This window comes from Leisingera sp. F5 (assembly GCF_001593695.1).
Window position 1 is genome coordinate 1 of record NZ_LUKH01000775.1, and the last position, 1,688, is coordinate 1,688.

Annotated in this window: 3 protein-coding genes and 1 pseudogene; 1 reads left to right on the plus strand and 3 read right to left on the minus strand. The window is 63.2% G+C overall.

Features of this window, described 5'->3' with window-relative positions; translation table 11 throughout:
• Positions 1-245 (plus strand): retropepsin-like aspartic protease (locus A2I95_RS35820; protein ID WP_291737296.1); only part of this gene is annotated, 245 nt, incomplete at its 5' end.
• A 106-nt stretch (positions 246-351) separates the two neighbouring features.
• On the opposite strand, the gene A2I95_RS35825 is transcribed toward A2I95_RS35820, so the two are convergent.
• From A2I95_RS35825 to A2I95_RS35835, 3 genes and pseudogenes are all read right to left on the minus strand, one after another.
• Positions 352-903: a CHAP domain-containing protein gene (locus A2I95_RS35825; protein ID WP_291737297.1), complete on the minus strand. Its 552-nt coding sequence runs from the start codon at positions 901-903 to the stop codon at positions 352-354.
• Between the two features lie 159 nt (positions 904-1,062).
• Positions 1,063-1,521 (minus strand): DNA polymerase III subunit chi, encoded by a 459-nt coding sequence (locus A2I95_RS35830; protein WP_259998541.1) that lies wholly within the window; start codon positions 1,519-1,521, stop codon positions 1,063-1,065.
• A 6-nt stretch (positions 1,522-1,527) separates the two neighbouring features.
• Positions 1,528-1,688, minus strand: a pseudogene (locus A2I95_RS35835) (leucyl aminopeptidase); the annotation flags it as partial.

The window sequence follows — 1,688 nt, forward strand, 5'->3', positions numbered from 1 at the left end:
ATGCAGAGCGTGCCGGCATCGATACCGGCAGCCTTGCGTATCTCGGCCGCGCCCGCACCGCCAATGGCGAGGTGCGCACGGCCTCGGTCTGGATCGAAGAAATGTCGCTGGGCGGCATCACCGACACGGACGTGCGCGTGTGGGTGAACCAGGGCGAGCTGGAGCAATCCCTCTTGGGAATGGGTTACCTGCAGCGCTGGTCCAGCATCGAAATCCGCAATGGCGCATTGGTGCTGACCCGCTGATCATGCGCCTGGCGGCGCAGGCCTCCGGCAGGGGTATTTAGGACCAGAAAGAAGCCAAGGCACTTTTCTTCCTTTGGGCAAGAGGGGCAGCGCCGCTGCCCTGCGATCACCCTTTGTCCGGAACCGGCAGAATGAAGCCGTTGATCGGATAGACCCGCCCGTATGCCCCCGGATTGCTTTCCAAGCGAACGGCGGACCAGTCGTTTGCCGCAGACACGTCAATCACCGCCATGCCCAGCGACACCTTGTTGCGGCGCCAGTTGGCGTGATTGATCCGGATCCGGCGCGAATCCTCTACCTTGGAGACCACTGCCACATGCCCCAGCGGGTTGGAGCGGGTCGCCCGGAACGCCATCACCGCGCCTGTTTGCGGCTGCTGGCCGCGGCTGAACTGTCCTTTGGCCTGTGCCCACCAGGTTTTGGCATTGCCGAAAATCTCAATCCCGCTGGCATTGCGGGCAAAGGGCACGCACCAGACACGGCTCCCTCTGGATTGCAAAGACTGGACTTCCTGAACCGCGTACTCCAGACGCGCGGCCTCGGCCTCGGCCCGGGCCACCGATCCGCCTTGAATATCACCGCAATTGGCAAGGAACAGCAGCCCCGCCCCAACAAACGGCAGCAGCCGCGCCCGACGGAACGCATGTGATATATTCATCTGTCCCCCAGTGTCCTGGTCTTTTGGTCTGATCTTTTGACCGGGAGGATTACTGCGGCAGCGCCTTTTGCGCGAGCATTTCCTGCCAAGCTGAAACAAATCTGAACAAAATTGGCAAAATCCCGCCGATACCGCGGGCTGACAGGCCGGTTTCCCGGCCTATTTCTCGGCCTTCTTCTCCCAGCGCCCGCCCTCTTCGGACCAGTATTGGGCGGAACAGCCGGCATCTGTCAGGGATTTCCACTGGCTGCGGGCGTGCTGCACGGCTTGCGGATCGGTGCCATCGAACAGAATGCAGACACGGCTCAGCGTCTGAACCTCATCGGCGCTGACCGCGGCGCCATCCACCGCCATCACACAGTCCGGGGTATTGGCGGCCTCCGGCCCTGCGGTCAGCAGAACCGGCTGCAGCGCGTCATGGGGGCCGCCCGCCAGGCCATGGGGCAAGAAGCTTTCCTCCGGCCCCAGCCACAGACGGTCATCCAGCCAGGCCATGCGCTCGGGGTCGCGCCCGCGCACCGCAATGCGCCAGCCCGCCCCGCGCGCCTTGTCCAGAAGGACCGGCAAAGTCTCCTCCAGCGGCCTGCGCGTCAGATGATAGAAATAGGCAGCGCCCATAAGTGTTTATTCCGCCTCGAACTTATCCGCGACCAGACGGTTCAGTGCCATCACGCCCCAGCCGGTGGCGCCTTTGGGCGCATAGTCCGTTTCCGCCTTGACCGAGGCAACGCCGGCAATGTCCAGATGGATCCAGGGCATATCGTCCTTGATGAACCTTGCCAGGA